Source organism: Bacillus sp. C28GYM-DRY-1 (genome assembly GCF_030519405.1).
Taxonomy (GTDB): domain Bacteria; phylum Bacillota; class Bacilli; order Bacillales; family Bacillaceae; genus Bacillus; species Bacillus spizizenii_A.
In genome coordinates this window covers 95,009-119,082 of the sequence record NZ_JAUMKF010000001.1, presented here as the reverse complement: position 1 = coordinate 119,082, position 24,074 = coordinate 95,009, and the positions used below count along the sequence as shown (strand labels likewise).

The window sequence follows — 24,074 nt, the reverse complement described above, 5'->3', positions numbered from 1 at the left end:
CTTTCGCTAGTCAGCAATCTTTGTCACTTGAATAATATTCGGCAGCTTCGACAGCTCGTCGAGAACGTGGTCGTCAATATTTTGATCGACTTCTATTGTCATCAAAGCAAGCTGGCCGATATCCTTTCGGGCTACTTCCATATGTCCTACGTTAATTGAAAATTTCGCCAGAACATTGGCAACTCCGGCAATTGTGCCAAACTTGTCATTATGAACAACTAATATGGCTGGATGATTTCCTGACAGCCTGAGATCAAAACCATTTAATTCTGTGATTTCAATCTTTCCTCCGCCAATCGAAATACCCGTCAGCTCGAGCTCTCCCTTTTCATCAGAGATAGTGATTTTGGCTGTGTTCGGATGGACTGGGACAGCGTCTTCAACCCGAAACTCTATATCAATTCCTTTATCTTCGGCAATTTTTATAGCTGTTTTAATTCGTTCGTCGAATGTATCAAAATCAAGCAATCCGCCGATAATCGCGACATCTGTGCCGTGGCCCTTGTACGTTTCCGCAAAAGAACCGTAAAAGGATACAATGATGCGCTCAGGCTCTCTGCCAAATAAACTTCTGGCCACTCTCCCGATTCTCGCCGCTCCCGCTGTATGCGAGCTGGACGGACCGATCATCACCGGGCCGATAATATCAAAAACGCTTCTGTATTTCATGCTATTCCTCCTTATACCAGAGTTTATAAGCGCTTTGTTTTTAGACTAATTGATCAGATATAAAATGGCAAGCGGGCGCGTTACAGCGCTGCCGCACTTAAAAGCAGACATAAGAATAGAAGGGCAATTTGCCCTTCTATTCTGCAGAAACGATATACGAATACAGCGGCTGTTTTCCGTTATGGACCTCAACCTCAATCTCCTCGTACTTTTCACTGAGAAACGCTTCAAGCTCCTCAGTTTCTTCCTGAGACGCATCCTCACCATATAGGATGGTGACAATTTCGTCGTCTTCTCCGATCATTTCTGACAACAGCATTTTCGCGGCTGACAGCTGATCTTCAGCAGTGCCGATAATCGTTCCATTCAGTATCCCCATAAAATCACCTTTTTTAATGTCTTTGCCGTCAATATGAGTATCTCTGACTGAGTACGTCACCTGCCCGCTTTTTACTTGTTGGATGGCGCTGAGCATATTGGCTTTGTTCGCTTCTGCTTCTTGATCCGGATTAAATGCCAGCAGGGCTGACATCCCTTGCGGAACCGTTTTGGCCGGAATGACAAAAACCTTTTCATCCATTACACTGGCCGCTTGGTTAGCTGCCATGATAATGTTGGAGTTATTTGGCAAGATAAACACCGTTTCTGCATGCAGAGATTTTACGGCCTCGACAATATCCTCAGTGCTCGGATTCATAGTCTGTCCGCCTTCGATTACAACAGAAGCGCCGATGCTTTTGAATAAGTCAGAAATGCCTTCTCCCATCGCCACAGTTACAATGCCATACGGCTGCTTTGCCGTTGATTTTTCGTTGTTAGCAGGGTTGCTTTCTTGGCTGATGATGGAGGTATGCTGTTCTCTCATATTCTCTATTTTAATTTTGATTAATTCACCGTAATGCTGGGCATAGTTTAATACATTTCCCGGCTCTTCAGCATGGATATGCACCTTCGCCAGTGATTCATCCGCAATAACTAACAGAGAATCACCAAAATGGCTGAGGTCTTGTCTGAAAGTACCTTCGTCGAATTCTCGTTTTGTCTGATCGAGCCTTACCATCACTTCGGTACAAAAACCAAATTCAATATCTTCGGTATTCATCATGCTTTGCGCGCTTTTATGATGCTCTGCGCTGACCATGTCGTCAAGTGAGGGAAGAACAGCTTTCTGAGGCACAGTTTCACCTCTTAATGAAGCTAGGAAACCTTCATACACACAGAGCAGACCTTTGCCGCCGCTGTCGACGACTCCTACTTCCTTCAGGACAGGAAGCAATTCAGGGGTCCGGTTTAAAGACGCCTCTGCTTCTTCTGTCACTGCAGTCATCAGCATTGTGATATCGGTTTCTTTTTCTGCCAGGGTTATCGCTTTTTTCGCAGCGTCTTTTGCAACTGTTAAAATGGTGCCCTCTACAGGTTTCATGACAGCTTTATACGCCATGTCAACACCTGCTTGCAGCGCAGCGGCAAACTCCAGAGCATTAATTTCTTTTTTTGTTTCAATGCTTTTACTGAATCCGCGGAACAATTGGGACAGGATCACTCCTGAATTTCCGCGCGCTCCCATGAGCAGTCCTTTAGATAACGCGGAGCCTACCTTCCCGATATCATCCGTATTCATTTGCTCCACTTCTCTGGCTCCGGAAGTCATCGACAGATTCATGTTTGTTCCAGTATCGCCGTCCGGCACCGGAAACACATTCAGCGCATCAACCGCACTCGCATTTTGAGACAGATTCTGCGCTCCCGCAAGAATCATCTCGGCAAAGGTTCTGCCGTCTAATGTTCTGATAGACAATCCTACTCCTCCTAACTACGGGTTCGTCACTCGGACACCTTGGACATAAATATTAACAGAGTCCACTTCCAGTCCGATGGTTTGATTTACGGTGTACTTTACTTTTGTTTGGACATTATGTGCCACTTCAGAAATTTTGGTGCCATAGCTGACAATGATATACATGTCAATATGTATCTGTTCTCCTTCTTGGCGAACTTGGACACCCCTGCTGAAATTCTCTTTCCGAAGGATTTCAGTCAGTCCGTCTTTGATCTGGTTTTTAGAGGCCATGCCGACAATGCCGTAACAGTCAATCGCCGCGCCTCCTGCAACCATCGCAATGACTTCATTAGATATATCAATCTGCCCGTACTTCGTTCTTAATTCAATGGACACGCTAGTTCCTCCTTCGAATGCATAGAGTTACAGCTATTCTACTATATGGTTTCCATTATGAAAAGAAAAGACCTGGCCATTGCTGCCCGTCCCTCTACATATACTATAGCACCGCTGTTTCTGCAAGATGTCAAGTGAATTTTCTTGAAAGATGATGAAACAATAGTTGCAAACGTTTTTTAGCTGTGGTAAATTATTTAAAGTATCCATATCGAAAGCATCTCAAGACCATATGAATGTTGAAAAGTAGATGTTTTGTGCAAGTGAGGAGGGAAACAAATGGCACGTAAATGCGTTATTACAGGTAAAAAAACAACAGCTGGGAATAACCGTTCTCACGCAATGAACGCTTCTAAGCGCACTTGGGGCGCGAATCTTCAAAAGGTTCGTATCCTTGTGAACGGAAAACCTAAAAAAGTATATGTATCTGCTCGAGCTTTGAAATCCGGTAAAGTTGAGCGTGTATAACAAAATGAACGCCTGCCTCGATAAGTGGCAGGCGTTTTTATGTGGTGAAAGAGGGCTCTGAACCCCTGGGCTTTAATCTTTTCTAAATGAGCCCAGCATCGCCCGGACAATTCCTCCTAAAAACTTCGGCAATTTAATGGTGTAAAATTTCATTTTTTGTCCCCTCCTATAACGTCCCGTAACCGCCTGTTCATTGGTTTCAGCATGAAAGCACAAGCTAATCCGTGCTTCTTATCATTATTAATATGCCTTTTGCAAACGAAAAAGTACCTCGTGAATGAATGAGTTCGTTACTAATACATAGTGTTGAACCGAGCATAATATGACACTTATTTAGCGGATATTTAAAACCAGTCAGGGTCAGCTCATGTATTTCTTCGGAAAACGGTATGAAAGAGATATATCGCTTGTTTTCATCCTTCTCAACATCATATTCACCGGGAGGAAACATTTGAATATAATTTTGTTTGTCTATCAGCCTAATTTTTATATTCGTTTTTACACCTCTGTACAGAAGCTGAATGTTGCCTAAAAAATGATCAGCTCTGCCGCCTGTAATGCCGAATATCTGAATGATATCCGGCTGCTTTTCCAGTGCCCAATCAAGGGCGAGGTCTAAATCTGTTTGATCTTTTTCTGCTTGATACACATGGAGTGCGGGAGCGGCTTTTTGAATACGGAGGCGTTCTTGCTCTGTTATGCTATCAAAATCTCCAAAGGCTTCATCAGGAATGATCCCGGCATCTAAAAGAGTGACGGTGCCTTTGTCAACACCGATCCAAAGGATGTGCTCAGCCGCCGTATAGCAGGTTAGATCGGGAATGAGATCTTTAGGGCCTCCCGCAACAATATTGATTGTTTTCATTTCTGATTCCTTTCTCTGCATACAGGAAAAAGAGCTTAGGCCTCTGTACGCCCAGCTCTTTTTTCTGCTGCTTATTTACTTCCTCTAATTTCAGAAATTGCTTTTTTGCGGTCGGGCTGGCCATAAACAGCTGAACCGGCAACGAGTAAATTTGCACCCGCTGCAATGACTAACGGAGCGGTTTCCTTGTTGACACCGCCGTCTACTTCAATTAAAAGATCTTTTTTTCCTCTTTCTTCAGCCAATCGCTTAACCTCTTTGATTTTAGGAAGGACGGAATGAATAAATTTCTGCCCGCCGAATCCCGGGTTCACCGTCATCAAAAGAACAAGATCAAGGTCGTCAAAAACGTGCTCGATGACTTGTACAGGCGTATGCGGGTTTAGAACAACACCGGCCTTTACACCTTGTTCCTTAATGAGCTGGATGGTGCGATGCAGGTGCGGACATGCCTCAGCATGCACAGACAGGATATCTGCGCCCGCTTTCGCGAAAGCGGGGATGTAACGATCCGGCTCTTCTATCATTAAATGAACATCAAGCGGCAGATCTGTTACCGGCCGGACAGCTTCTACAATCAGTGGACCGATCGTGATATTCGGGACGAAATGGCCGTCCATGACATCAATATGAATAATATCGGCCCCGCCCTTTTCTACATCTTTAATCTCATTGCCTAAAGCGGCAAAATCAGCGGAAAGAATAGATGGTGCAACCTTTATCATTATGCTAATACCTCGGCTTTCTGTCTTTAATCTCCGTCATAAATTCAACATAATGGTCATAGCGGTACTGCTTTAAATCCCCGTCTTTAACGGCTTGTTTCACCGCACATTTCGGCTCTTTTAAATGTAAACAGCCTCTAAATTTGCATGAAGAGCTTTTTTCTCTCATTTCAGGGAAGGTATAGCCCAGCTCTTCTTCCTCAATGTCTGTAAATTCAAGCGAGCTAAATCCCGGAGTATCCGCAACCAAGCCTCCGGACGTGTGAATCAACTCCACGTGGCGGGTTGTGTGTTTCCCGCGGCCCAAATGCTCGGAAATCTCGTTTGTCTTTAAACCGAGATCCGGACTAATTGCGTTGAGGAGCGAGGATTTTCCAACACCGGACTGACCGGCAAATACCGTTGTTTTGTTCTGAAAATGCGGGATGATATCCGCTAAACTGTCTTGGTCCTTAGAGGAGGTGAGATACACGTCATAACCAATATTTCGGTAGTCTTCTGCATAGGCTTGAATCGCAACTTGTGTATCTTGATCTTCAATCAGATCCATTTTTGTAATGCATATAATCGGCTGAATATCATTGGACTCAACGAGAACCAAGAAGCGGTCGAGCAATGCCGTGCTGAAAGAAGGCTGAACCGCTGAAAAAACAAGGACCGCTTGATCAATGTTGCAAATTGGCGGCCTGATCAGCTCATTGGTTCTTTCTTTAATTTCTAACAGATATCCCTCTTTGTCATTTTCAGCTTGATACACAACGTAATCACCGACAAGAGGGGTAATTTTGTTCTTTCTGAAAATACCTCTTCCTCTGCATTGTATTACTTTATCTGAATCTTCCTCTGATTCATCCAGTACATAGTAAAAGCCGCTTAGCGCCTTAATAATTTTGCCCTCAGGCATATTTTCCCTCCTTGTTATTCATCTTTCGGATACGCAATGGTTTTGTAGCTGACGACTTTATTGTTTACCATTACTTGATAGTACCCTTTTTGGCCGGGTTCAATCTTTAGTTCAATCGTCCGTTCAGTCGGCCCTTTTATCTTAAATTCTTCATATGTGTCAGAGATGCTGTGATCCGCATCGTCAATCGCGACTTGCACTTCAAGCTCGTCCCCTTCATTATCTGGCTCGTAGGGGATCTCGACCTTTTCTTTCACTGTTTTCGCAGGTTTTTTCTCAGGTCCCAGAGAGAATGTCACTTCAACTTCGTTTCCTGGCTTTACTGCCGTGCCTGCCGCTGGTTTTTGTTTGACAACCTGTCCTTCTGGAACGTCATCTGAGTATGCTTCTTTTTCTACCAGCTTCAGTCCGTTGTCTTCCAGATATCCAGACGCTGCTTCTTTACTGTACGTTTTTAAGTCTCTCAGCGTAATGTCTTCGGGACCGATACTGACTGTGAGTTTGACTTGATCTTCACTCGGCACAAGCTCAGTCCCTGCTGACGGATTCTGTTCAATGACAGTGCCCGCACTTTTCTCGTCGTTCACTTCATTCACCGTTACATGTTTAAATCCTTGGTCCTTTAAGGCTTTTTTTGCCTGATCGACTGTTTGGCCTGTCACATCACCGATCTCCGTTTTAGCTTTTCCGGTGCTTTTATAAAGCGTGACCGTTGCACCTTCTTTAACTGTGGAATCCGCTTTAGGATCCGTTTTCACCATCAGGCCTTCTTCAATTTTCTCATCTGAGATTTCTAAGACCTTTGAATCAACTTGCAAACCGTCTTTTTCCAAGAGGTCTGCCGCCTTTTCGTATTCCATTCCGGAGACATCAGGTATTTTGACATCTTCAGGCATAAAAAGTGACGGGAAAACGGTGACAGCGAGAATTCCAGCTGTGATGAAGACGATGCATATCGTGAGCAAAACCCACGGCCACTTTTTTCTTTTGCCGTTTTTCTTTGCTTTATTGTCTTGGGCGGATGTCAATTCAGCTTCTTTTTCGCCAGCAGCTTTAGCGAGCTCTTCGTCTTTAATGATAGGGATCGCTTTTGTCATTTCTTCATCTTCTTGAACCGTAAATCTCTTTTCATTGAGTCTGTTGGCATCAAAAGCTGATTGGATATCTGCTTCCATGTCTTCAGCCGTTTCGTAGCGATGAAAAGGATCTTTGGCAGTTGCCTTTAGTATGATGTTTTCAACGCTTTGGGGTACTGACGGATTCCACCTTCTCGCCGAAGGGGTTTCCGCCTGCAGATGCTTTAAGGCGATGCTGACTGCCGATTCTCCATCAAACGGGATACGGGCGGTTAAGAGCTCGAATAGAACGATTCCAAGCGCATAAATATCTGATTTCTTTGTTGCCAAACCGCCCCGCGCCTGTTCAGGTGATAAATAATGGACTGAGCCCAGCACAGAATTGGTATGGGTGATTGTGGTCGAACTTAGTGCCGTCGCAATGCCGAAATCTGTCACTTTGATATTTCCCATGTGGTCAATCAAAATGTTATGCGGCTTAATGTCTCTGTGAACAATCTGATTTTGATGGGCATGAGCGATGGCTGAAACAATTTGCTTTATGATGTTCAGCGCTTCTTTAGGGTGAAGCGGCCCGTTTGCTGTTATGTATTCTTTAAGCGTCATGCCCTCAACGTATTCCATGACAATATAGTAGATATCATCTTCCTCGCCCAAATCGTAAATGCTGACAATATTCGGGTGATCGAGGCTTGATGCGGATTGGGCTTCTCTGCGGAAACGCCTGATAAACTCATTGTCGTTCACATAGTCAAACCGCAGGATCTTGATTGCGACTTCACGGTCTAGAATGATATCCTCAGCTAAATACACGTTGGCCATTCCCCCGCCGCCTATGACGCGGAGAATTTGGTAGCGTCCGCTGATCCGCTTGCCGATTAGCACTGATCTTCACCCTCTTCAACTTGTAAAGCAAGCTCAAGCAAAACTGCTGTAATGTTGTCTTCCCCGCCATTCTGATTGGCTTTGTCCACAAGCAGGTTTACTTTTTCCTGAGGAGCTGAATCGCTTTGCAGGATGTCTTTTAACTCAGTGCCTTCCACTTTATTCGTCAGTCCGTCAGAACATAGAAGCAGTTTGTCCCCGGCTTCAATGTCAAAAGAACGTGTGTCAATGCTGACTGACTGGTCTGTTCCAAGTGCCTTCGTCAACACATTTTTTCGCGGATGATGTTCGGCGTCCTCTCTGGAAATCTCTCCAGTGCGAACCAGTTCATTAACAAGCGAATGATCTTCTGTCACTTGAATGAAATCATCGTCCTGAAGCAAATAGCATCTGCTGTCTCCTATATGAGCAACAGAAACCGTTTTCCCCGTAAAAAGCGCACATACAATCGTCGTCCCCATGCCTTGGCATTCTGCGTGGGCTTGGGCATGATCGTATATTTTGCTATTTACCGCAAGAATCTGTTCAATGAGCCATTCTTCACATTCCGAGGGCGCAACTGGAATCGCCTCTGCTTCATTCCATTTCTCCCCCATGGCTTTCACAGCCATCTTGCTTGCAACATCTCCAGCAAGATGGCCGCCCATGCCATCAGCGACAACCGCTAATACAAATTGATCTTTCCCCTTGAATATCCCCGCATCATCTTCATTATGCTGGCGGATTTTTCCTGCATCTGTTTTTAAGGCTGTTAACAACCCTCATCACCTCGTCTCGTCTTGACGCTCCTTCGCGCGAAGCTGACCGCAGGCTGCGTCAATGTCATGGCCTTGCTCTCTTCGGATTGTGACATTTACTCCGCGGGATTTCAGCGTTTTCTCAAAAGCAAAGATTTGATCGCGCGGTGTGCGAACATAGTCCCGTTCAGGCACGTAGTTTACAGGAATCAAGTTCACGTGGCATTTGACTCCTTCTAGCAAGTCGGCAAGTTCTTCAGCGTGCTCGACCTGGTCGTTCACACCCCCGAACAGCCCGTATTCAAAGCTGATACGGCGTCCCGTTTTATTAATATAATATTTAACGGCTTCCATTAAGTCAGGAAGCTTGTACGCTCTGTTAATCGGCATTAATCGGCTTCTGATTTCTGTGTTCGGTGCGTGCAGAGAAATCGCAAAGTTAATTTGCATTTGCTGATCAGCGAATTCGTAAATTTTCGGGATGATTCCGCTTGTTGAAACCGTTATATGGCGAGCGCCAATATTCAGGCCCTTGTCATGGTTTATGATTTTCAAGAAAGCGAGCATTTCATTAAAGTTATCAAAAGGTTCACCGATTCCCATGATCACGACAGAGCTGACGCGTTCATCGGTCTCATCCAGAGCTTTTTGAACTTTGAGTACTTGAGCGACAATTTCACCCGCTTCAAGGTTCCGCTTCAAACCTCCGAGCGTTGACGCACAGAATGTACAGCCGATACGGCATCCGACTTGTGTCGTTACACATACAGAATTGCCATACTCGTGTCTCATTAAAACGGTTTCGATTGTATAACCGTCATGAAGCTCGAACAAAAACTTCATTGTACCGTCTTGAGAGGTTTGCTTAACAGCCGTTTTTAGCGTTGTTAGCACAAAATGAGTGCTTAATTTCTCACGCAGACCCTTTGACAGGTTTGTCATTTCTTCAAAAGAAGATACGCGTTTTTCATATAGCCATTCAAAGATCTGGGCCGCGCGGAACGGTTTCTCTCCGTTGTCTGTCAGCCATTGTTTGATTTCATCTAATTCAAAAGAATAAATAGACGGACGCTCTGTCCGCAATTCTTTTCTAGCTTTTGTTTTTTTAAGTTCTGCCATTGTTATCCCTTCTTTCTCATGCTGCAAATAAAGAAACCATCTGTTCCGAAATAATGAGGAAGGATTTGCAGCCTTCCATCCCGAACAAAGGGTCTCGCCTTTTCGGGCAGCCGCTTTTCAAGAGACAAATCGGGTTCAAAATCAGGATGTTCTTGTATAAACGCATGAATTACTTCATCATTTTCTGTCCGGTCCATTGTACACGTACTGTAGACAAGAGTGCCACCTTTTTTTACTAATGGTGCGATTTCCCTCAAGATCGACAGCTGGATTTCAGCAAGCCGTGCGCTGTCGTCAGGCTTTTTCGTGTACTTCATATCCGGCTTTCTTCGGATCACGCCAAAACCTGAGCACGGGGCATCGACCAATATCCGGTCAAACTGACCATTTTCAAACGTTTCTCCTGCTTTTCTCGCATCCATTGTTTTCGCGTCAATGATTGTAAGGCCAAGCCGGTCTGCCGCTTCTTTAATCAATTTCACTTTATGTTTGTGAAGATCAAGCGATGTAACGCTCCCCTTGTTCTCCATCAATTCTCCGATATGAGCTGACTTTCCGCCAGGCGCAGCACACGCATCAAGCACCGTTTCACCGGGCTTAGGATCAAGGGCGCGGGCAACGAGCATGGAGCTCTCATCCTGGATGGAAACTTCACCGTTTTGGAAGAAATGAGTTCCAGCGATTGACCCCTTTAAGAGCTTCACCGCGTCTTCTGCAAGGTCGCCATTTTCAACTTCGATTCCCTCAGCAGCCATTTGATCAATTAAATTCGCTCTGTCTGCTTTCATTTGATTAACACGCAGTGTCTGCCTTGGCGGAATGAGGTGGATGCGGCAAATCTTTTCAGCCGCATCAAATCCATACGCATCCGTCCACTCTTTTACGAGCCATTCCGGATGGCTTGTCTCTGTCGCCAACCGGCGGACAGGATCTTCGATGGCGTCAAAGGATGGAACACCTTCGCGCTGTATGGAACGAAGCACACCGTTGACAAATGAAGCAATCCCCTGGTGTCCGCGGATTTTAGCAATCTCGACCGCTTCATGAATGGCAGCCCTGTCTGGAATCTTCTCCAGATACTCCATTTGATATAAAGATAGGCGAAGAAGCTGAATCACCCATGGCTTTACTTTTTGAGGCTTATTAATAAACGGTTTGAGCATATAATCAAGCGCGATCTTGTTTTGCAATGTCCCGTAGACAAGTTCAGTCAAAAGTCCTCTGTCCTGATCACTCAGTTCATTTGTTTTAATGACCGATTTGAGGAGAAGGTTGCTGTATGCCTGGTTTTGTTCTAGTTTGATCAGCGCCTCAAGGGCGATATCACGAACACTATTTTTTTTCATTGTTTACTCCTAACTTTTCGCCAGCTTCAACATGAGCGCCGCGCACAAAATCCTCGCCTTTCATGCGTTTTTTGCCGGCTGGCTGAAGTTCGGTTAATAAGAGGGCCGTATCGTTACCTGTGGCAACGATAATCCCTTCCTTTTCAACCGCAACGACTGTACCGGGCTCAGCTTTTGTTGGTGCGGGTGTTTTTTTCGACGCCCACACTTTCAAGTTTTGTCCATTAAGAGTCGTATAGGCAACAGGCCAAGGGTTTAAGCCGCGGACCTGGTTGTAAAGCTCTTCACCCGTTCTAGACCAGTCGAGCAACTCTTGCTCTCTTTTGATGTTAGGCGCGTATGTCGCTTTCTCTTCATCTTGCTTTTCAGGTGATATGCTGCCGGCAATAACGTTTGGAACCGTTTCAGACAATAGCTTTGCGCCAGCTACGCTTAATTTATCATGCAGCGATCCGACATTGTCGGTTTCCTCGATGTCCACTTCCACTTTGGAAATCATATCGCCGGCATCCAATTTTTCTACCATATACATAATAGTAACCCCAGTTTTTTTCTTTCCCTGCAGAATGGAGTAATGGATCGGAGCACCGCCGCGCAATTCCGGCAAAAGTGACGCGTGAACGTTAATGCAGCCGTATTTCGGGCTGTCAAGAAGCTCCTTGGGCAAAATTTGGCCAAATGCCGCTGTTACAATAAGGTCAGGCTTTAATGCCAACACTTTTTCAATCTCTTCTTTTAATCTGACTTTTTCCGGCTGGAGAACCGGGATGCCGTGGCGCAATGCCTCTTCTTTTACCGGAGGAGGTGTAAGCACTTTTTTTCTGCCCTTCGGACGGTCCGGCTGTGTGACGACCCCCACTACTTCATAACCATCCTCTATCAGGGTTCTTAAAACAGGAACTGAAAAGTCCGGCGTCCCCATAAATACGATTCTCGTCATCAAATCATCCTTCCATATCCGCTAGTTCATCTTCTGTATAGTATTTACTTATTTTAGATGTAAACAGCACACCGTCTAAATGGTCCATTTCGTGCTGCACGGCTCTCGCTAAAAAGCCACGCGCTTCCAGAATGAACGGTTTTCCCTGACGGTTAAACGCACGCACTTTGACATATTCAGCACGTGTGACATCACCATAGACGCCAGGAAAGCTCAGGCATCCTTCAATTCCGGTTTGCTCACCGCTTTTTTCTAAAATCTCGGGATTAACAAGATCAATTCTGCCGCTGTTATCCCCGATATCTACAACAGCCACTCTTTTTAAGATGCCGATTTGCGGCGCTGCCAGTCCGACTCCATCCATTTCAAGCATGGTATCGTACATATCATCCAGCAGTTTTTTTAGCTTTTTATCAAAAACAGTCACGCTTTCCGTCGGTGTTTCCAAAACTTCCGCTGGATGTGTGACGACCTTTTTTACTGCCAATTTGTTACCCTCCAAGACGTGAGATCTTACATCATCATATAAGGATTCATATCAATTGAGATCATTATATGCTTTTGTTCAATTTCTCGTTTATAATGTTCCAGTATCTTCTTCAATAAAGCGGATAACTGGGTTTCCTGTTTGTATTTTATCACGCATTGATAGCGATATCTATCTTTGATCCTGGCTATCGGTGACGCGCTTGGCCCAAGAATTTTCGTGTCAGCTCCGCAGTTTGCTTTCAAAAAGTGAGCGATTTTTTCAGCCGTCACAGCTGCTTTCGCTACTTCCTCATGAGAAACAGTCACAAGAGCCAAATAATAATAAGGCGGATAGGATTGCTCTCTCCTGTGCGCCATCTCATGCTGATAGAACGTTTCATAATCGTGCGTCTTCGTCAGCTGGATGCTGTAATGGGACGGTGTATACGTTTGAATGATGACTTTGCCGGGTTTTTCATGCCTGCCTGCCCGGCCGCTGACTTGCGTTAACAGCTGAAATGTTTTTTCGGCCGATCTGAAATCAGGGATATGGAGTGTTGTATCAGCACTTAACACTCCGACAAGAGTAACATTCGGAAAATCAAGCCCTTTCGCAATCATTTGCGTTCCGAGAAGAATATCCGCTTTTCCTTCTCCGAAAGCTGACAATAATTTTTCATGGGCGCCCTTCCTTGAAGTCGTATCAACATCCATTCGTATCACTCTCGCATTTGGCAGAACTTTTGTCAGCTCTTCCTCCACTCTCTGTGTCCCCGTCCCAAAAAAGCGGATATGCTCGCTTGCACATTCTGGACAAGTATGCGGGACAGGCTCTTCATGTCCGCAATAATGGCATTTCAGCCTTTGCCCGTAACGATGGTACGTCATGGAAATGTCGCAGTGCGGGCATTGCGGGACATATCCGCAATCCCTGCACATCACAAAGGACGAATAACCCCTTTTATTTAAAAACAGCACAGCCTGCTCGCCCTTGGAAATCGTTTCTTCAAGCTTTTCCATCAATTCAACTGAAAACATTGAGCGATTGCCGCTTCTGAGCTCCTCTCTCATATCAACAAGCGAAACCTCTGGCATCACCTGATGGTTAACGCGGTGCTTCAGTGAAAGAAGCTCGTATACACCCTTTTGCGCCCGTGCATATGACTCTAATGTCGGCGTAGCGCTGCCCAGTACAACCGGACAGCTGTGATGCTCAGCCCGCTTGATCGCCACCTCTTTCGCATGATAGCGCGGCATTTCTTCTTGTTTATACGAGGACTCATGCTCTTCATCGATGATAATCATTCCGAGATTTTCAAACGGTGCAAAAATAGCTGATCTGGCGCCGACGACAAGCCGCACTTCCTTCCGATGGATTTTACGCCACTCATCATATTTTTCCCCTGTGGATAAACCACTGTGCATGACTGCCACCTGAGAGCCGAAGCGGCCCTTGAAGCGATTGACCATCTGTGGAGTCAGGGAGATCTCCGGTACAAGGACAATGGCTTCTTTTCCTTTCGCCAGTACTTTCTCAATTGATTGCAGATAAATCTCTGTTTTTCCGCTTCCAGTTACGCCGTGAAGAAGGAACACTTTATGCTCATCATTGTCCAATGTCTGGCGTATTGGCTGAAAGGCAGCGCTCTGTTCGTCTGTCAGCGGGAGCGGCTCTGTTTTTTTGAACATTTTGTCCTGATAGGGATCTCTGTAAACCTCTTCATAGCTTTCCTTCAAAAGCCCCTTTTGGATAAGGGTTTTGATAGTCGCAGAGCTCGCGCCCGTTTTTTTGCACAAATCCGCTGCAGGGATGTTCACCCCTTCCGGCTCAGCAATGAAAAAGTGAAGAATCGCCTGCTGCTTGGCTGCTTGGCGGGATAATCCATCAGCCTGCCTGCTAAGCTCTTCTTTACTCGCATTGGCCTGAATATGCCTGACCATTTTTTTATTGGCTTTTTGCGCTACTTTATAGGTCACATCAATGCTGCCTTTTTGAACATGCTTTTGAATCAGTTTCAGCGTATCGTGATCGGGTATATCCGAATACAGAAGAGTCTTTGTTTCAGAAAACAGCCGTTCCACTTGCGGAGGCAGGTCGGCATCGTATGCGATCTTTAGTTCTTTTTCATATTTTGCCTTTAATGCGGCAGGCAGCATCGCTTGAAGCGCCGTTATTTTAAAAGACAGCGTTTTGTCGGACAGCCATGATGACAGATTCATAAGCTCCTCTGTCAAAACAGGTGTAAGATCTAATAAATCCTCTACCTCCTTGACAGATTTCCCCGAGAGATCGGATGCTTCTTTCACAGCTGTCACAAACCCTTGAATTTTACGGGGACCAAACGGGACAATGACTCGCATGCCCGTTTTGATCATGCCTTTGAGATGGTCTGGGATTTTGTAATCAAAAGGCCTGTCTATATTTTTGGTGCTGACATCAACGATGACTTCGGCAAAATTCATGAGTGCTCTCCGATTTGTGTTGAGAGGACTGTAATTTCCTGAAGGATTTCAAAAGAAACATCAAGCTTCGACATGATCGGAAGCTCGCGTGTGCGCCCGTCTTTAAAAAAGATTGTTACGATATTCGTATCAGCACCAAAACCGGCCCCATTTGCTTTCACATCATTAGCCACAATCATATCAAGATTTTTGGCAGCGAGCTTTTTAAGGGCATAGTGTTCAACATCTTGTGTTTCAGCTGCAAATCCGACCAACAGCTGCTCCTTCTTTCTCTCGCCTAATTCTTTTAAAATATCGACCGTTCTTTCCAGTTCCAGGGTCATACCACTGTCTTGCTTTTTCATTTTATGGTCAAATACTGTTTTCGGCGTAAAATCGGCTACCGCAGCAGTTTTGATGACAATATCACTCGAGTCATACACTGAGAGTACCGCTTCGCGCATATCTGCAGCCGATTGAACAGGAATAAACTGAGCAAGGCCTTTCGGCTGATCCAGCGAAACAGGGCCAGAGATTAAAGTTACCCGTGCGCCGAGCTGGACAGCAGCCTCCGCTAATGCGTACCCCATCTTGCCCGTTGATTTATTGGTGAAAAATCGGACAGGATCAATCGCTTCCCGTGTCGGACCAGCTGTAATGACCACATGTTTGCCTTCTAGAGGAGCGATTTTTTCTTCAGCAAAATGCTTTTCGGCTAGCTTCACAATATTTCCAGGCTCTTCCAACCTGCCTTTTCCTACGTAACCGCACGCTAAATAACCCTCGCTCGGCTCAATAAAACGATAGCCATCCTGATAAAGAACAGAAATATTTCGTTTAACTGCCGGATGGTCATACATGTGCACGTTCATTGCCGGCGCGATCCACACAGGAGCGGTTGCTGCTAACAATGTAGTTGTCAGCATATCATCAGCAATACCGTTTGCCAGTTTTCCAATCACGTTAGCCGTAGCAGGCGCAACAATAATCAAGTCAGCCCAGTCTGCGGCATCAATATGAGAAATGACGCTTGGATTTTGTTCTTTAAATGTATCCGTATATACTTCGTGGCGGCTTAATGCCTGAAATGTCAGCGGTGAGACGAAACGGCATGCTGATTCAGTCATAATCACTTTGACATTTGCTCCTGCCTGAACCAGCTTGCTCGTTAACGCACAGGCTTTATAAACAGCGATGCCTCCGCTCACGCAAAGTAACACATTTCGATTGTTAAGCAATGACTTCTCCCCCTCTGCACTTTACAAAAACCGCACGGAAAAAAATAACAACCTACATGATATAGGTTGCTACTTGTGCTACTATTCGCGGTCTTCCTTTTCAAACGAAAGCAGGCCTGCATCAATTTCTTCTAAAGCTTTGCCTACATATTTGTGTGAGATTGTATGTTCAATCATTTGGTCTTTTTTGATTTGCATTTCACGTGCACGTCTTGCAGAGACAGTCACGAGCGTGTATTTAGAATCTAATTTATTCATTAAAGAGTCAATTGACGGATCTAACATTTGTTATTCAACCTCCAGCATTTTCTTATATCTTGGTGCAACGCGCTCACGCTTTAAATGTTCGGCGAGAACGATTGCTTTGATTTTATCGCAAGCCTTTTCAACATTATCGTTTTCAACGACATAATCATAAGCATCCATCATATCGATCTCAGCTTTTGCGGCTTTCATTCGATTTTCAATCAGAGCGTCTGTTTCTGTTCCTCGTGTCACGATTCTGTTCTTCAGTTCAGAAAGGCTTGGAGGCGCAAGGAAAATAAACAGACCTTCCGGGAAAGCATTTCTCACTTGAAGAGCGCCTTGAACTTCAATTTCTAAAAAGACGTCTTTTCCTTCTTGTAGCGTCTGTTCAACATAATCGACAGGCGTGCCGTAATAATTGCCGACATACTCTGCCCATTCAAGCAGCTTGTTGTCTGTAATCATTTGCTCGAATTCTTCTCTCGTTTTGAAAAAATAATCGACCCCGTTTACTTCGCCCTCTCGCGGACTTCTTGTGGTTACTGAAATCGAATATTCAAATTTTGTGTCTTCCTGCGAAAAGATCGCTTGCCGAACCGTTCCTTTACCAACTCCTGAGGGACCTGAGAGAACGATTAATAACCCTCTTTCTTTCATGCGGCAACTACCCCTGCCCTTCATCCATAATTTCTTCTTTAACAGAAAGTCTGTGTGCAACTGTCTCAGGCTGGACGGCAGATAAGATAATGTGATCACTATCCATGACGACAACTGCACGGGTTCTTCGCCCGTATGTAGCGTCAATTAGCATTCCGCGGTCTCTTGCATCCTGGATCATCCGTTTGATTGGCGCAGACTCCGGGCTGACAATCGAAATCATCCGATTGGCGGAGATAATATTGCCAAATCCGATATTAATCAGTTTAATCGTCATCTTCTACGTTCCCCCTGTAAAATAGACGTCTCTAGTCTAGCCTAGTAAGACCGTCTGTAAACAATACGCACAGTTACTATTCTATATTTTGCACTTGTTCTTTTATTTTTTCAATAGAACTTTTCATTTCGACGACAAGCTTTGTGATCTGATGATCATTTGCTTTTGAGCCAATTGTATTTGCCTCCCGATTCAGCTCCTGAACGAGAAAGTCGAGTTTGCGCCCGACAGCTCCGCCACCAGCTAATATATCACGAAACTGGGCGAAGTGGCTCTTGAGCCTGGTAATCTCTTCAGAGATATCAGAGCGGTCTGCAAAAATTGCGCATTCTGTTACAAGCCGGCTCTCGTCTAACACGTCTTCAGTCCATTCTTTTATTCTGGCGTACAGCCGTTCACGATAACGAGATACGACGTCCGCTGCCAGCAATTCGGTCTCTTTCACCAGCTCTTCAAGCTGATCAATATGCAGCAGGCAGTCTTTTGCTAAAAGCTGCCCTTCTTTTTCACGCATTTCACAGAGTTCTTTTACCGCTTCCTCTGCAGCAGCTGTAATTAACGCCTCCAGCTTGTCATTTTGCGTCTGTTCTTCATGAATCTGGACGACATGGTCAAGCTTAAAGAAATCCATTACATCAGGCTCTGCAGACAATTGATACCGTTTCTTCATATTTCCCGCAGCTGCGACATACTCATCAAGCAGCGGCCAATCAATGTCAAGCCTTTTCTCAATAAGCATATCGCTGTCAACGGATACGAATAGCTCAATTCTTCCGCGCTGGATATGCTGCAGAATGGTCTGTTTCAGCTTATCTTCAAAATATAGCAAAGGCCTTGGCAAACGAGCGTTCACTTCTTTAAATCTGTAATTTACAGATTTAAGTTCAACGCTTACAGAGAGATCATCTTGTGTTTTGCTTGCTCTGCCGAAGCCTGTCATACTTCGTATCATTTTAAAACACCCAATTCTTCCCTGTTCTCATAATAAAAGGGCAATAGACATGCTATTACCCCTAAGATTATATCATATGAATTTATTTTTTTCTTGTCAAAAGTGACCCAGCCAGCAAAAAAGTAGGGATGGCGGACATACCGATGACAAGCATCCAGTCTCCAGGCGTGATGGCAACGGTATGGAAAATCGGCTGTAGCGGGGGATAGTAGATCACAACAAGCATCAGCAGAATTGATGACAATACTGCGCCCAGTAAGTACAGATTTTGAAACGGATTTCTGGAAAAAACAGAGGTCTCACTGCGACAGTCAAAAACGTGAATAAGCTGAGCCAGCACCAAAGTGGCAAACGCGATCGTCTGGGCATAAGCCAAATTCTCCGGATTCCGGTGATACACAATGATAAACGCCAAAATAGTGGCAGCTCCGATTAAAAACCCTCTGGAGACGACCTTCCATCCAAGCTTGCGGGCAAACACCCCTTCTTTCGGATGACGAGGCTTTCGCTTCATCACGTCTCCTTCCGGCTGATCCATGCCGAGAGCCATTGCCGGCAATCCGTCCGTCACCAAGTTGACCCACAAAATCTGAATCGGCACGAGCGGCAAAGGAAGGGCAAGCAGCATCGCAAACAGCATAACAAGAATTTCTCCGACGTTAGAAGCCAACAGATATCTGATGAATTTTCTGATATTTTCATAGATGTTTCTGCCCTCTTTTATCGCAGATTTGATCGTCGCAAAATTATCATCCACGAGAACAAGAGATGACGCTTCTTTTGCCACATCTGTCCCTGTAATACCCATAGCGACTCCGATGTCAGCTTGTTTAATGGCTGGAGCGTCATTGACGCCGTCTCCCGTCATCGCCACAATATGCCCATTTTCCTGATAGGCTTTTACGATTTTCAGTTTATGCTCGGGAGAAACGCGGGCAAATACATACACATCCTCCACCACATTAGAAAGCTCTTCTTCAGAAAGTTCATTCAGCATCTTGCCGTCCATGATTTTGCCGCTTTTCGGAAGGAGGCGCAAGTCTTTCGCTATCGCTTTAGCTGTCTCCACATGATCGCCTGTAATCATGACGGTCTTAATTCCCGCTTCACGGCATTCTTTAATCGCCTGTCTGACTTCCGGCCGGGGCGGATCAATAATGCCCGAAAGACCGAGCATCGTCAGATCTTTTTCCGCCTGCTCCATAGAAGGTGTTTCACCAGCTTTTATCGGCTTGTAGGCGACCGCTATCGTTCTGAGCGCCTGGGATGCCAGATGTCTTAACACCGCCTCTGTTTCTGCTTTTCTCTCATTTGAGAAAAGAGCTGCTGAGCCGTCATAAAAAATACGGGAAGAGCGTTGCATCAGCACATCTGGTGCACCTTTTGTAATGATATACCGCTTTCTGTCCTGATCCTCTACAATGACAGTCATCATTTTCCGTGCAGAATCAAACGGAAACTCTTCAATCACCCGGTAATGAGAGTCAACAAACTCCTTTGAAAAACCGCCTTTTCTTGCCGCGGTAAGCAGCGCTCCCTCTGTTGGATCTCCGTCAAGCACATATTCGCCGTCTCTTTTCTCAATATTGGAATTGTTACAAAGCGCTCCGAATAAGAGCATTTGCTGAAGCGGCATATGCTCTTTCACACTAATCTCTTTTTCGTTCAGTGTGAAGCTTCCTTTCGGTTCGTAGCCTGCCCCCGTCACTCTCCATGTGTTCCCTCCAGACCAGACATGTGTCACTGTCATTTTGTTCTGCGTCATTGTCCCTGTTTTATCTGAACAAATAATAGAAGCACACCCAAGCGTTTCAACCGCAGGCAGCTTTCTTACGATTGATTTTTGCTTAATCATCCGCTGTACGCCTAGCGACAGCGCTACTGTTACAATTGCCGGGAGCCCCTCCGGAATCGCGGCTACTGCTAGCGACACACCCGCTAAAAACATGCTGTACAGATCGTGACCCTGGATGACACCGACAGCAACGACAAGTACCGTCAGGAGCAATGCAACAACAATTAAAATCTTCCCGAGCTGCTCCAGTCTTCTTTGCAGCGGGGTTGACAGTGTCCCTGCCGATTCAAGCATGTCAGCAATTTTCCCCATTGCCGTATTCATTCCTGTGCCAACGACGACCCCAACACCGCTGCCGCGGGTCACAATCGTTCCCATAAATGCCATATTTGTAATATCACCGAGCGAAACATCCGGTTTTTTCAATTTATCGGCATGCTTCACAACCGGGATTGATTCCCCGGTCAGCGCAGATTCTTCTATTTCAAGGCTTCTTGCTTCGACAATGCGAACGTCCGCTCCAATCCTGTCACCGCTCGTAAATTTCACAATATCTCCCGGCACAAGTTCCTTAGAAGGAATCTTTGTCCAGCTTCCTTCCCTGAGCGCCATGACATGTGGTGTTGAAAGCTCTTTTAGAGCCTGAAGAGATTGCTCAGCACGCCTTTCTTGAAAGAAACCGAGTATGCCATTCACAAACACAATCGCAATAATCGCAACCGCGTCTACGTATTCACCAAGAAATCCTGAGATTAACGTTGCCGCCAAAAGCACAAGCACCATAAAATCTTTGAACTGCGCGAAAAACAAGAGAAGCGCTGATGTTTTTTTCCCTTCTTGCAGCTCGTTCGGTCCATGCTTATCGAGGCGTTTTTTCACCTCTTTTTCTGTTAATCCTTGTTTCATGGACGTATTGGTTGCCTCTAGTAAATCTGTTTGTCCCATTTCATGAAACTTCATTCCGCTCGTCCACTCCCCTGCTCTCTTATAGAGATATCACTCTATAAGCATGCTTATTCTGACTCGTCCCATTTCATGCTATAATTATCGAATGCAGGAAGAATGAGAGGGTGTATTGCATATGTCGTTTGATGGCATGTTTACATACGGAATGACACACGAACTTAACGAGAAAATGACGGGCGGACGAATTACGAAAATCCATCAGCCATATAAGCACGATGTGATTTTTCACATCCGCGCCAATGGAAAAAACCAAAAACTATTATTATCGGCACATCCTAGCTATTCACGGGTGCACATCACGACGCAAGCTTATGAAAACCCAAGCGAACCGCCAATGTTTTGCATGCTGCTGAGAAAGCATATCGAAGGCGGATTTATTGAAAAAATTGAACAAGCGGGCTTAGACCGGATTATGATTTTCCATATCAAAAGCCGGAACGAGATTGGCGATGAAACCGTCCGAAAGCTTTATGTAGAAATTATGGGACGCCACAGCAATATCATTTTGACAGACGGAGCAGAAAATGTGATCATCGACGGGCTTAAGCATTTATCGCCGTCAATGAACAGCTACCGAACAGTACTGCCCGGCCAAGATTATAAGCTTCCGCCGGCCCAGAACAAAATCTCGCCGCTTGAGGCGACAGAAGACGATATTTTACGTCATCTCAGTTTTCAAGAAGGACGGCTGGATAAACAAATTGTCGAGCACTTTTCAGGTGTGTCTCCGCTCTTTGCCAAAGAAGCGGTGCACAGAGCGGGTCTAGCCAACAAAGTCACACTGCCAAAATCATTGCTGGAGCTTTTCGCCAAAGTAAAAGAGCACCGCTTTTTTCCCAACATTACAACTGTAAACGGAAAGGAATATTTTTACCTGCTGGAGCTGACTCATCTAACAGGCGAAGCACGCGGTTTTGATTCATTAAGCGAGCTGCTCGACCGTTTTTACTTCGGAAAAGCTGAACGAGACCGGGTCAAACAGCAGGCCCAGGATCTTGAACGATTTGTTGTCAATGAACGAAAGAAAAATGCCAACAAAATCAAAAAATTAGAGAAAACACTGGAGTATTCGGAAAACGCAAAGGAATTTCAGCTTTACGGGGAGCTGCTAACTGCTAATTTATATATGCTGAAAAAAGGTGATAAACAGGCTGAGGTCATCAACTATTACGATGAGGAAAGCCCGACTGTCACGATTCCTTTAAACCCGAACAAAACGCCTTCTGAAAACGCTCAGGCCTACTTCACGAAATATCAGAAAGCGAAAAATTCGGTCGCAGTTGTCGAGGAGCAAATCAGGCTGGCGCAGGAAGAGATCGAATACTTTGATCAGCTGATTCAGCAGCTTTCGTCCGCTTCTCCTCGAGATATCAGCGAAATTAGGGAGGAGCTTGTGGAGGGCAAATATTTACGCCCTAAGCAGCAAAAAGGACAGAAAAAACAAAAACCGCACAGTCCGGTTTTAGAAACATATGAATCTTCCGCAGGCCTGACAATTTTAGTGGGCAAAAACAACCGCCAAAATGAATATTTAACAACAAGAGCGGCGGCCAGAGACGATATTTGGCTTCACACGAAGGATATTCCTGGCTCCCATGTTGTAATCAGAAGCAGCGAACCGGATGAGCAAACAATCATCGAAGCAGCGACAATTGCAGCTTATTTTTCAAAGGCTAAAGATTCAAGTTCAGTGCCTGTAGATTATACAAAAATCAGGCATGTTAAAAAACCGAACGGCGCGAAGCCCGGCTTCGTCACCTATGACAGCCAGCACACCGTCTTTGTCACACCTGATGCAGATACTGTCATCAAGCTGAGAAAAAGCTGAGCCGCACAAAGAAAAGCCAGAGCATTGTATGCTCTGGCTTATTTCTTTCTTCTTACCTGATAAAGCCTGTCAACTTCATCTACAAAATCGCCGTCAATCAGCTTATCCACTTTTCCAGCCAGTTCCTTTGTATGCTTTGGACTGGCTCCGTTTGTAGAAACAGACACCGTAACATGCCCTCTTTTTACGATTTTCGGTATGTACACATTGCCAAGCTCAGCGTCACTGACACAATTAACAAGCTGAAAAGGTGAAGCAGTTTGAACAATTTCTTTGTTCACTGCCGCATTATCCGTCGCGGCAATAATCAAAAAAGCATCGAAATAATCTTCTTCTTCAATCGCACGGCTGACCCATCTGATACGGCCGCTTTCTGCCATCTGCTTGATTTCCGGTTCAACATCCGGACTGACAAGCGTAATATCAGCTCCCTCAAAAAGCACCGTTTTCAGCCTTCTGAGAGCGATGCTGCCCCCGCCCGCAATGACAACCTTCTTTTTTTCCAAGCTAATGTGCAGCGGGAGCATATGAACCTCCGTCAAAATCAAATTGTCCCTCAGGATTTTCAGCAGTTTCTCTCACACGGTTCAAAAATGCGTTTTTCACATGAGGGTGGAATCCTATATAAGAAGAAAGGTAGACATTCGGATTATCAGCCTTTAATGTCTGAACCTCTCGTTCGATTTCATTCATCAGCATGCCGGTAAAAAGCAAATAGGGAACAACAAAGGTTGTCACGCCGTCATCTTTTTTAAGTTTTGAAAAAACCTCTTTGTAATTCGGATCGCACGCTGTCAAAAAGCACGGGATGACTTCCTTGACCGGAATCATGTGTTGAAGAAGATTGGCAATTCCGGTTACGTCTCTTTTTACGTCGGGATCTGAACTTCCCCTTCCGATAAGCACAACTCTTGCATTTTCATACGGAACACCTATGTCCTTCATTCGGTGATATACAGCCTTGACTACTTCTACATCAATCCCGATCGGCTTCCCATATGAAATACGGATTGAAGGATATCGGGATGCAGCACGCGCAATTTCTTCCGGAATATCATGTTTTGCATGCGCAGCTGTTAAAAGAAGCAAAGGCACCACTGCGATATGAGTGGCGCCTTGCTTCACACATGCTTCAAACCCTGTCTCAATTGTCGGCTCCTGAAGCTCTAAAAAGCTGATTTCTTGTACAGGCGCAGAAACGTGCACCTTGCATCCTTCCAAAAAGGCTGCGGCTTCTTGCTGCGCCTTTTTTACCCGGCTGCCGTGACCGACATATAAAATCGCTTGTTTCATTC

General features: G+C 45.2%; 24 protein-coding genes. 2 read left to right on the top strand and 22 right to left on the bottom strand.

Annotated features, from left to right (window positions below; translation table 11 throughout):
- Positions 1–6: 6 nt before the first annotated feature.
- From sdaAB to Q3W56_RS00575, 3 genes are all read right to left on the bottom strand, one after another.
- Positions 7–669 (bottom strand): L-serine ammonia-lyase, iron-sulfur-dependent subunit beta, encoded by a 663-nt coding sequence (sdaAB, locus tag Q3W56_RS00585; RefSeq protein ID WP_302894153.1) that lies wholly within the window; start codon positions 667–669, stop codon positions 7–9.
- Positions 670–805: 136 nt separating this feature from the next.
- Entirely contained in the window at positions 806–2,467 is a 1,662-nt protein-coding gene (locus Q3W56_RS00580; RefSeq protein WP_302894152.1) for a DAK2 domain-containing protein, read from the bottom strand.
- Positions 2,468–2,482: 15 nt separating this feature from the next.
- Entirely contained in the window at positions 2,483–2,845 is a 363-nt protein-coding gene (locus tag Q3W56_RS00575; RefSeq protein ID WP_003221550.1) for an Asp23/Gls24 family envelope stress response protein, read from the bottom strand.
- 279 nt (positions 2,846–3,124) lie between these two features.
- On the opposite strand from Q3W56_RS00575, the gene rpmB reads away from it, so the two are divergent.
- The gene (gene rpmB / locus Q3W56_RS00570; protein ID WP_003221548.1) at positions 3,125–3,313 is read left to right on the top strand and encodes a 50S ribosomal protein L28; all 189 of its coding nucleotides are present in this window, start codon (positions 3,125–3,127) and stop codon (positions 3,311–3,313) included.
- 72 nt (positions 3,314–3,385) lie between these two features.
- Here rpmB and spoVM read toward each other — a convergent pair whose 3' ends face one another.
- From spoVM to Q3W56_RS00485, 17 genes are all read right to left on the bottom strand, one after another.
- On the bottom strand, positions 3,386–3,466 hold the full coding sequence (spoVM, locus tag Q3W56_RS00565) for a stage V sporulation protein SpoVM (protein WP_003221545.1): 81 nt from the start codon (positions 3,464–3,466) through the stop codon (positions 3,386–3,388).
- 64 nt (positions 3,467–3,530) lie between these two features.
- Entirely contained in the window at positions 3,531–4,178 is a 648-nt protein-coding gene (locus Q3W56_RS00560) for a thiamine diphosphokinase (RefSeq protein WP_302894151.1), read from the bottom strand.
- 71 nt (positions 4,179–4,249) lie between these two features.
- A complete protein-coding gene (gene rpe / locus Q3W56_RS00555) occupies positions 4,250–4,903 on the bottom strand; it encodes a ribulose-phosphate 3-epimerase (RefSeq protein ID WP_268400966.1) in 654 nt (217 codons plus the stop codon).
- A gap of 4 nt (positions 4,904–4,907) precedes the next feature.
- A complete protein-coding gene (gene rsgA, locus Q3W56_RS00550) occupies positions 4,908–5,807 on the bottom strand; it encodes a ribosome small subunit-dependent GTPase A (protein WP_302894150.1) in 900 nt (299 codons plus the stop codon).
- Between the two features lie 14 nt (positions 5,808–5,821).
- The gene (gene prkC, locus Q3W56_RS00545; protein WP_302894149.1) at positions 5,822–7,768 is read right to left on the bottom strand and encodes a serine/threonine protein kinase PrkC; all 1,947 of its coding nucleotides are present in this window, start codon (positions 7,766–7,768) and stop codon (positions 5,822–5,824) included.
- The gene (gene prpC, locus Q3W56_RS00540; RefSeq protein ID WP_302894148.1) at positions 7,762–8,526 is read right to left on the bottom strand and encodes a protein-serine/threonine phosphatase PrpC; all 765 of its coding nucleotides are present in this window, start codon (positions 8,524–8,526) and stop codon (positions 7,762–7,764) included. The genes prkC and prpC overlap by 7 nt, the downstream gene beginning before the upstream one ends.
- Positions 8,527–8,532: 6 nt before the next feature.
- Positions 8,533–9,624 carry a dual-specificity RNA methyltransferase RlmN gene (gene rlmN / locus Q3W56_RS00535; protein ID WP_019714373.1) on the bottom strand — a complete coding sequence of 364 codons (1,092 nt, stop codon included), beginning with the start codon at positions 9,622–9,624 and terminating at the stop codon, positions 8,533–8,535.
- Positions 9,625–9,626: 2 nt separating this feature from the next.
- Entirely contained in the window at positions 9,627–10,970 is a 1,344-nt protein-coding gene (gene rsmB, locus Q3W56_RS00530) for a 16S rRNA (cytosine(967)-C(5))-methyltransferase RsmB (protein ID WP_302894147.1), read from the bottom strand.
- A complete protein-coding gene (gene fmt / locus Q3W56_RS00525; RefSeq protein ID WP_019714371.1) occupies positions 10,957–11,910 on the bottom strand; it encodes a methionyl-tRNA formyltransferase in 954 nt (317 codons plus the stop codon). The genes rsmB and fmt overlap by 14 nt, the downstream gene beginning before the upstream one ends.
- A gap of 4 nt (positions 11,911–11,914) precedes the next feature.
- The gene (gene def / locus Q3W56_RS00520) at positions 11,915–12,397 is read right to left on the bottom strand and encodes a peptide deformylase (RefSeq protein ID WP_302894146.1); all 483 of its coding nucleotides are present in this window, start codon (positions 12,395–12,397) and stop codon (positions 11,915–11,917) included.
- A gap of 26 nt (positions 12,398–12,423) precedes the next feature.
- Positions 12,424–14,841 carry a primosomal protein N' gene (gene priA / locus Q3W56_RS00515; protein ID WP_302894145.1) on the bottom strand — a complete coding sequence of 806 codons (2,418 nt, stop codon included), beginning with the start codon at positions 14,839–14,841 and terminating at the stop codon, positions 12,424–12,426.
- The gene (gene coaBC, locus Q3W56_RS00510) at positions 14,838–16,058 is read right to left on the bottom strand and encodes a bifunctional phosphopantothenoylcysteine decarboxylase/phosphopantothenate--cysteine ligase CoaBC (RefSeq protein ID WP_302894144.1); all 1,221 of its coding nucleotides are present in this window, start codon (positions 16,056–16,058) and stop codon (positions 14,838–14,840) included. The genes priA and coaBC overlap by 4 nt, the downstream gene beginning before the upstream one ends.
- An 81-nt stretch (positions 16,059–16,139) precedes the next feature.
- Positions 16,140–16,343 (bottom strand): DNA-directed RNA polymerase subunit omega, encoded by a 204-nt coding sequence (rpoZ, locus tag Q3W56_RS00505; protein WP_003221520.1) that lies wholly within the window; start codon positions 16,341–16,343, stop codon positions 16,140–16,142.
- A gap of 3 nt (positions 16,344–16,346) precedes the next feature.
- Positions 16,347–16,961 carry a guanylate kinase gene (gene gmk / locus Q3W56_RS00500; RefSeq protein ID WP_302894143.1) on the bottom strand — a complete coding sequence of 205 codons (615 nt, stop codon included), beginning with the start codon at positions 16,959–16,961 and terminating at the stop codon, positions 16,347–16,349.
- 7 nt (positions 16,962–16,968) lie between these two features.
- On the bottom strand, positions 16,969–17,238 hold the full coding sequence (remA, locus tag Q3W56_RS00495) for an extracellular matrix/biofilm regulator RemA (protein WP_003154355.1): 270 nt from the start codon (positions 17,236–17,238) through the stop codon (positions 16,969–16,971).
- A 76-nt stretch (positions 17,239–17,314) separates the two neighbouring features.
- Entirely contained in the window at positions 17,315–18,190 is an 876-nt protein-coding gene (locus tag Q3W56_RS00490; RefSeq protein ID WP_302894142.1) for a YicC/YloC family endoribonuclease, read from the bottom strand.
- A gap of 82 nt (positions 18,191–18,272) precedes the next feature.
- Positions 18,273–20,945, bottom strand: coding sequence for a calcium-translocating P-type ATPase, SERCA-type (locus tag Q3W56_RS00485; protein ID WP_302894141.1), 2,673 nt, complete (start codon positions 20,943–20,945; stop codon positions 18,273–18,275).
- 121 nt (positions 20,946–21,066) lie between these two features.
- Here Q3W56_RS00485 and rqcH point away from each other — a divergent pair, with 121 nt between their 5' ends.
- A complete protein-coding gene (gene rqcH / locus Q3W56_RS00480; protein ID WP_302894140.1) occupies positions 21,067–22,779 on the top strand; it encodes a tRNA modification protein RqcH in 1,713 nt (570 codons plus the stop codon).
- Between the two features lie 38 nt (positions 22,780–22,817).
- On the opposite strand, the gene sirC is transcribed toward rqcH, so the two are convergent.
- A complete protein-coding gene (gene sirC, locus Q3W56_RS00475) occupies positions 22,818–23,306 on the bottom strand; it encodes a precorrin-2 dehydrogenase (RefSeq protein ID WP_302894139.1) in 489 nt (162 codons plus the stop codon).
- Complete coding sequence (gene sirB, locus Q3W56_RS00470; RefSeq protein WP_302894138.1) at positions 23,287–24,072, bottom strand: sirohydrochlorin chelatase; 786 nt, start codon at positions 24,070–24,072, stop codon at positions 23,287–23,289. Before sirB ends, sirC begins: the two co-directional genes overlap by 20 nt.
- Positions 24,073–24,074 lie beyond the last annotated feature (2 nt).

What these genes read in the sequence shown, in the direction of transcription:
- remA (WP_003154355.1), bottom strand. Translation starts at nt 17,238, where the DNA reads ATGACGATTAAACTGATTAATATCGGATTTGGCAATATTATCTCCGCC.
- rpmB (WP_003221548.1), top strand. Translation starts at nt 3,125, where the DNA reads ATGGCACGTAAATGCGTTATTACAGGTAAAAAAACAACAGCTGGGAAT.
- gmk (WP_302894143.1), bottom strand. Translation starts at nt 16,961, where the DNA reads ATGAAAGAAAGAGGGTTATTAATCGTTCTCTCAGGTCCCTCAGGAGTT.
- sdaAB (WP_302894153.1), bottom strand. Translation starts at nt 669, where the DNA reads ATGAAATACAGAAGCGTTTTTGATATTATCGGCCCGGTGATGATCGGT.
- Q3W56_RS00485 (WP_302894141.1), bottom strand. Translation starts at nt 20,945, where the DNA reads ATGAAGTTTCATGAAATGGGACAAACAGATTTACTAGAGGCAACCAAT.
- rpoZ (WP_003221520.1), bottom strand. Translation starts at nt 16,343, where the DNA reads ATGTTAGATCCGTCAATTGACTCTTTAATGAATAAATTAGATTCTAAA.
- rqcH (WP_302894140.1), top strand. Translation starts at nt 21,067, where the DNA reads ATGTCGTTTGATGGCATGTTTACATACGGAATGACACACGAACTTAAC.
- sirC (WP_302894139.1), bottom strand. Translation starts at nt 23,306, where the DNA reads ATGCTCCCGCTGCACATTAGCTTGGAAAAAAAGAAGGTTGTCATTGCG.
- Q3W56_RS00490 (WP_302894142.1), bottom strand. Translation starts at nt 18,190, where the DNA reads ATGATACGAAGTATGACAGGCTTCGGCAGAGCAAGCAAAACACAAGAT.
- sirB (WP_302894138.1), bottom strand. Translation starts at nt 24,072, where the DNA reads ATGAAACAAGCGATTTTATATGTCGGTCACGGCAGCCGGGTAAAAAAG.
- rlmN (WP_019714373.1), bottom strand. Translation starts at nt 9,624, where the DNA reads ATGGCAGAACTTAAAAAAACAAAAGCTAGAAAAGAATTGCGGACAGAG.
- Q3W56_RS00560 (WP_302894151.1), bottom strand. Translation starts at nt 4,178, where the DNA reads ATGAAAACAATCAATATTGTTGCGGGAGGCCCTAAAGATCTCATTCCC.
- fmt (WP_019714371.1), bottom strand. Translation starts at nt 11,910, where the DNA reads ATGACGAGAATCGTATTTATGGGGACGCCGGACTTTTCAGTTCCTGTT.
- spoVM (WP_003221545.1), bottom strand. Translation starts at nt 3,466, where the DNA reads ATGAAATTTTACACCATTAAATTGCCGAAGTTTTTAGGAGGAATTGTC.
- rsmB (WP_302894147.1), bottom strand. Translation starts at nt 10,970, where the DNA reads ATGAAAAAAAATAGTGTTCGTGATATCGCCCTTGAGGCGCTGATCAAA.
- rsgA (WP_302894150.1), bottom strand. Translation starts at nt 5,807, where the DNA reads ATGCCTGAGGGCAAAATTATTAAGGCGCTAAGCGGCTTTTACTATGTA.
- rpe (WP_268400966.1), bottom strand. Translation starts at nt 4,903, where the DNA reads ATGATAAAGGTTGCACCATCTATTCTTTCCGCTGATTTTGCCGCTTTA.
- priA (WP_302894145.1), bottom strand. Translation starts at nt 14,841, where the DNA reads ATGAATTTTGCCGAAGTCATCGTTGATGTCAGCACCAAAAATATAGAC.